This window comes from Streptomyces sp. NPDC060031, from assembly GCF_042736805.1.
Classification (GTDB): Bacteria; Actinomycetota; Actinomycetes; order Streptomycetales; family Streptomycetaceae; genus Streptomyces.
Window position 1 is genome coordinate 1 of record NZ_JBHWVM010000180.1, and the last position, 5,510, is coordinate 5,510.

General features: G+C 60.1%; 5 protein-coding genes. 2 read left to right on the forward strand and 3 right to left on the reverse strand.

Annotated features, from left to right (window positions below; all coding sequences use genetic code 11):
• Positions 1-300: 300 nt before the first annotated feature.
• A complete protein-coding gene (locus ACFWB8_RS36615; RefSeq protein ID WP_385237509.1) occupies positions 301-1,035 on the reverse strand; it encodes a hypothetical protein in 735 nt (244 codons plus the stop codon).
• 399 nt (positions 1,036-1,434) lie between these two features.
• Here ACFWB8_RS36615 and ACFWB8_RS36620 point away from each other — a divergent pair, with 399 nt between their 5' ends.
• Positions 1,435-1,665 (forward strand): hypothetical protein, encoded by a 231-nt coding sequence (locus ACFWB8_RS36620; protein ID WP_385237512.1) that lies wholly within the window; start codon positions 1,435-1,437, stop codon positions 1,663-1,665.
• A gap of 546 nt (positions 1,666-2,211) precedes the next feature.
• Here ACFWB8_RS36620 and ACFWB8_RS36625 read toward each other — a convergent pair.
• Both ACFWB8_RS36625 and ACFWB8_RS36630 read right to left on the reverse strand, forming a co-directional pair.
• Positions 2,212-3,051, reverse strand: a complete 840-nt coding sequence (locus tag ACFWB8_RS36625; RefSeq protein WP_385237515.1) for a hypothetical protein — start codon at positions 3,049-3,051, stop codon at positions 2,212-2,214.
• Between the two features lie 61 nt (positions 3,052-3,112).
• Positions 3,113-4,720 carry a hypothetical protein gene (locus tag ACFWB8_RS36630; RefSeq protein WP_385237518.1) on the reverse strand — a complete coding sequence of 536 codons (1,608 nt, stop codon included), beginning with the start codon at positions 4,718-4,720 and terminating at the stop codon, positions 3,113-3,115.
• Between the two features lie 248 nt (positions 4,721-4,968).
• On the opposite strand from ACFWB8_RS36630, the gene ACFWB8_RS36635 reads away from it, so the two are divergent.
• Positions 4,969-5,352 carry a DUF4839 domain-containing protein gene (locus ACFWB8_RS36635; RefSeq protein ID WP_385237521.1) on the forward strand — a complete coding sequence of 128 codons (384 nt, stop codon included), beginning with the start codon at positions 4,969-4,971 and terminating at the stop codon, positions 5,350-5,352.
• The last annotated feature ends 158 nt before the right edge of the window (positions 5,353-5,510 follow it).

The following is a 5,510-nucleotide window of genomic DNA, read 5'->3' on the forward strand; positions in this document are numbered from 1 at the left end:
CACCCTCCGCGACGTCGGCCACCACAACATCGCCGCCGGACTCCGAGAGGTCTCCTACACACCCTTCGTTCGCCCGCTCGACCTACTCGAACTGCACCTGACCTGCAACGGGACATGACCAACCAGACTATGAATTAGCCCTGCTGATCACCGGCCAACAAACCACCGGCAGGAAAGTCGGAACGGTTCATAGGCAGTGAGTCGTTCATTGAGTCACTTTGCCAAACGAGCGTGAGAACTCGAACTGCAACTCCGTAAGATTCTTGTAAGAGACCTCGCTTCATTCGAAGCCCGTCGTCGTCAGGGGATAGGGGGAGCCATGCAGTAGCGGGCATAGTAGACGTATGCTTGCGGCGGTGCGGTTAGGTGCCCCTGTGATACGAGCTGTTCCATCTTCTCAAACACCCCATTGGCGTAACTGTTCCAAGCGAGGTATTGCCCGACTACGGTCGACTCCCAGTACTTCGCGGCAGCCTCTACGTACGCCTTCACTGATTTCTCTGCGTTGGTCGTTGGAGCGGGGAGCTGCTGCTTCTTTTGTGGGGTCAAAGCGTTCCACGCCCGCTCACAGGCGTATTGCTTAAGATAGCCCTTGGCATTCTTCTTGAGATCTTTCTTCAGCAATACCCAGTACGTATCCCAGGGGGGTACTTCGCGTGGTCGTACGCTCTCGGTAAGTCTTGTGGCAGACTGCGGTATCTCCAGAGAGTAACTGACTGCTGCCTGGTACGTGTAATGTGCTGTTATAGCTCTTTGCAGCGCGGCTTGCTCCGCGACAGTTAGAATATTAGATTGTGGAGCATCGTTGAGCTGGTTCGAAATCCGGCTCAGCCCTTGTCTAACTGCGGCTACTTCGCCACTCTCCACGGCATGGGAAAGGGAGGCAATTCCGTTGTCTGCCTGTCCTGTAATCGATTTGAAAAGATTGAGCCATCCTCCGGGCGGGGGCGGGGGAGGAACTGGCGCTGCAGAAGCGCTGCCAGTGATGGAGAGAAACAGCGCTAGGAATACGGCAATGATCCAACGGCCGATCATGTCGACTCTCCTAGTCTTGAGAAGTCAGGAATAAACCCTAGGCTGGGATAGGGAGTAGCGTGCTACCCGACGTAGTGCCCAACGGGGCAATGGGTTTCTTCGGGATCCATGGAGCGGTGACATGACGGGCACACTTTAACGTGGCCCGAGCTCGTCCCGCGGAGCACGCCAAAGAGCTCTTTGAATGATCTACCTACGTTCCGCTGAGCTCTCGGCATGGTTTCAAACGGACTTCGCTCTACCGGTGCACTATCGACTTCTGGCGGCGGAGGCTTCTTGCCGAACAGCATGTCCTTGAGTCCCATCTCATCCACCTGAACTTGTGAGGGTGCAAACTCCTACTGGCTATTTGGTGATCTCCTGCCTATCGAGGGTCGCGGTCTGGATTGAGGTGACTGTGTGGGTACCTCCTCGACCTGGATCGGGGTGTTCGCGTTGCCGCTTTGCGCGGGGAGCCGCCTGAGCCAGGTCGACGGCAGCGGCGGCCGGCTGCTGCTTGGTCACATCCACTGGGCTGGCCGGACCACCAGTGAGCCGCTCTTGGCGCAGCCTGATCTCCTGCTCGACCTGTTCTCGGGGCGTGCCAAGGTACTCGCGGCTGCGAGCGCGAACCTGCGACAAGCCGCTTGACGATTCAGAAGCCGGCGGTGGGGTATGGAACTTGAACTCTCGGACGGTTCCGTCGCCACCGACCAGTTCGCAATAGGCCACGTTGCGGGGAAGCTGAGTGAACATGTTGGCGAGCTCGGCAGCGCGATCCGCTGAAGTCTGACTGCTGTCCTCAATAAGGTGGTAGAGGGGGCGTTCGAGTTGGCGCCCATGTCCCACCTCTCCTCAACGACGGGCCTTTCGCCGAGGTATTCTTGGTTGTGACGCTGGGTGCAACCACGGGCGTAAAGAGCCCGGCACTGGTCGTCGAGTTCCCTCGCCTGGGTCTCAGCTGTGCTGAGTCTCGAACATGGTCGGCAAGCCAAGCAACCGCAGCCGGAAAACGGGCAGTGCGCCAATCCCCCCGGAGAGGCCAAGCAGCACGGAAATCACCCTCTTCTCCTGACCTTCGATCAAGATCAGGTTGGTCAGAAGACCACGAAGTTGGTCAGTGTTGATCCGCCGTCAGAGGGTCACGATTCACACCCGTCGCCGACACCCGTGCGCGGCTCCGAGGACCCCTGCGGCCTACCAGGTTTCGAGAGAGGAAGCGCGGTCGTTCCATCCCCATTCGGTCAGGTCTCCGATCATCAGTTCGTAAGCGGCATCAAAGATTTGCAGGGTCAGCGATTCTCCCGACCAGCCGACATTATCGTGCAGAACTGCTACGCGGGTCCCTATCAGCCAGACAGAGGAAATTCTGTCGTTCCAATTGGCAAACGGCCACAACCACGTGGACACGTTCGTCAGGTCGTCGTATCCCCTGTTGGCGTCCAGGTAAATCTGGTGCCCCTGCCAGCCGGCATCGTCGAAGAACCAAGTCCGAGGATATGTCCTGTCCGACCGATTGAGTCTGCCCACCGGTTCCGCGGACAGTGTTCGTCGATTTCCGCCCTGTCGATACCGGTCCAAGTACAGAAGTTGGCGCCAAGTCGTGATCAACTCAGGATCGTCGACGACCAGCATGTGGTCCTGGCCCGGCGTGGCAATATAGTGGAGCTCCTGGCCGTCAAACCGCCCGATGTCTTCGGGGTCGTACGTGGTCCCATTCAGGATGAAAGGGACCTTCGGGGCCTTGTGTACGCTGCGCACTGGATCCGGTGAAGAATTTTGCCGCACGCCATGGATATCGATCGGCTTCATCATGTCAGATGGAGCCTGGCTGCTCTTCAGGCCGCCCCTGAGTATGGCGAGCGCGGATTCCAGGGAGTCGATTCCCTCACTTTTGAGCTGCGCGATACCGTCCTCGATCGTCGTTCCATCTTCCACGATCGCCGCCAGCAGTTTCAGCACCGTATTCTGCTGGGACCTGGAGGTTGAGGTCATTGCAATTCCTTCTCGGTTCGGCCCCGACTTGACTTTGTTCATCAGGGCATCGTCCGATTCTGTCGAGCCAGGTGAACCTCCGCCCGGTCATCCGGCCACGGGGTCAGTACTGCCCAGTCCTGATGTTCTGCTGGATGTACCTGAAATACGGACTGCTGGGATCCTTGGCCGGCCCCCTTCTTCCGCTGAACCAGTCGGCGACAATGTGGGCCTGCTGCTCCACGTTGAAGTCCCCGTAGGACGGTCCTGCGGCTCCATAATTTCCGGCATCGGGCCGGATGCTGCTCAAAATGGAATCCGCGAGCCATTCGATCTCCGCCGGCGTGTGCTCGCATTGCCATGCGTGGCAGAGTTCGTGAATGAATACTTCACCATCTCTCTCATCCCCTCCGGGGAGCTGGAATCTTCGCGGGGCACGAAATCCGTTCGGACCCATATTCAGCGTAATCTTTCCATCGTACCGCGGGAATGTGAAAGGTCGATCTTCGGCTCCTATCGTGTCGGTCAGGACGATATTTTCCTTCGCAGGCAGGGTTCCCGCGAACACCTCACGGTTTGCCCAGTCGTATTCTTCGTCCGTGAGCGCCCGCGTCCTGCTGCCGGCAGAGGCGACTCCCTCAGCGGCCAGCGCGAAGAGTGTGTTCGACGGGCCTGCGAGCCAGAGCACTCCTTCGGCAATCCGGGCGCCGGGAACCAGAGATCCGGTTTCCACCAGCGAACCCGCCTCGGCTCCGATGAAGATCGCCAGTCCGAGAACAGAGCCGAGTCCTGATCCTCCTACCACGAAACGAGTGATGGAACTGAAGGCGCTCTCCAGCGTCGAGCCGATGTCACTGGCATAGGCAGTCGAGGCGTGGAATTCGCCGGTGGCGAATTCGGAGAAGTACTTCGTGAGAAGGGGCTGCGCGGGGTGGGATTCGTTCCAATCGTCGCTGCGCGACCCGGAAATACTGAGCGTCCCGGAGACTTCGCCATGGTGAGAGTAGGCGACGACCTTTCCGCTGCTGCTGCTCAGAATTCCACTGACGCCGTAGCTGTAGCCATCCAGCCCGCTGTCGTGGGCATGGCCGCTCCACTGCGATGTTCCATCGTCGTGGATGATCAACTCGACTGATCCGCCGAGTGCCGCCAGCCCCCCGCTCTTGATCTGGTCGCCGAACTTCGCCTCGCGAGCCGGAGGTGTGTGTCGTAATTCGACGCCATCCAGCGCCATACTTCCTCTGACGGTGAAGACAAAGACGATGAAATTGACATGCGTGAAATCCTGGCCCGCGGGGCCGGCGAACTCTGAGAACAAGAAGTCGACCCGACCCTCGCGGGCGTTCTTGCCTGCGGACGAATAGCCGGCCGATGTTCCTATCGAGATATTGAAGTTGACGACGGTGTCGTCAAGGTGCGAGATCGTGGTTCGGATTCGGTCGGCACCACCCTCGTGAAGATTGAGTCCGAGATCGGCAACCGTGCCATCCGGGCTGATCCCGAAGGCGATTTCGAGGCGGGCGTATTGTTCGGCGTCGAGCGTGAGGCGGAGGCGGCCCGCGCCGCCTACGTCCAAGCGCGCAGGTGTTCCCTTGGGAGACAAGGCGTTGCGCAATGTCGTCGAACGCACCCCGCCCGGAACCGAACCCGACTGATAATGGGTCTCGATGGCCAACGGAGATACGGAGAAGCCGGCCGCGCCGGTGGTGAAGTCATCGTATAAGAGAGACATGGGATTCTCCTGCACCAGGAGCAATGGCGTACTGAGACGGCGACGCCACCCGCAAGTCCCAGTCTGCGCTTACCACGCGCCTTTCGCGACAGGGATGGCTTTCCCTGGCATGCCCCTGGCCAGCAGGGCTCCGTCGTTCTCGCCGTTGGCCCGACGTAGCCGGTGTGGGCCTGATGCCCCGACTTGGCTAGAGCGCAGAGCGCTCCGCCACGTCGACTCCGACCACGCCCGGGTCGGCTTCCGCTGAGGTGATCACGCCTCAGAACAACCGGGAGTTCGCGGCGCTGCTGAAGACGCCGGACTCCTGCGACAGCGCGAACCCGGACTTCGCGACCAAGTACAAGGGCAAGACGGTCGCCTTCGACGGCTCGATCGCGCACATGGCGCCCCACGGTGACTACGACACCCGCTACGACTTCCTCCTGGGCCCAGGCGACAAGGGACCGAACACGGGGATCGGCCCGGCCTTCAAGTACGAGGACGTCAACATCCTCGACCTGAAACTGACCGGCCCGGAGATCCCCGCCACCGTCCGCGCGGGCGATAAGTTCCGCTTCGTAGCCGAAGTGGGCGAATTCAACGCGAAGCAGTGCCTCTTCTTCCTCGACCCGGTCTCGACGGAAATCCGGTAGTCAAGAGGGGCAGCCGCGTCATCACGGACCAGCGTGCCCGGGCTTGCGCGGCCGTATCTGTCACAGGGGCGTTTCAAAGTCGCGGTGCTTATGTAGACCGGCTGGTCAGGGGATGTTCAGCAGGTCCAGTGGTCGGTTGAAGGGGTCGTAGGAGACGT

Coding starts and splice junctions, on each gene's coding strand:
- ACFWB8_RS36630 (WP_385237518.1), bottom strand. CDS start 4,720: ATGTCTCTCTTATACGATGACTTCACCACCGGCGCGGCCGGCTTCTCC.
- ACFWB8_RS36625 (WP_385237515.1), bottom strand. CDS start 3,051: ATGAACAAAGTCAAGTCGGGGCCGAACCGAGAAGGAATTGCAATGACC.
- ACFWB8_RS36615 (WP_385237509.1), bottom strand. CDS start 1,035: ATGATCGGCCGTTGGATCATTGCCGTATTCCTAGCGCTGTTTCTCTCC.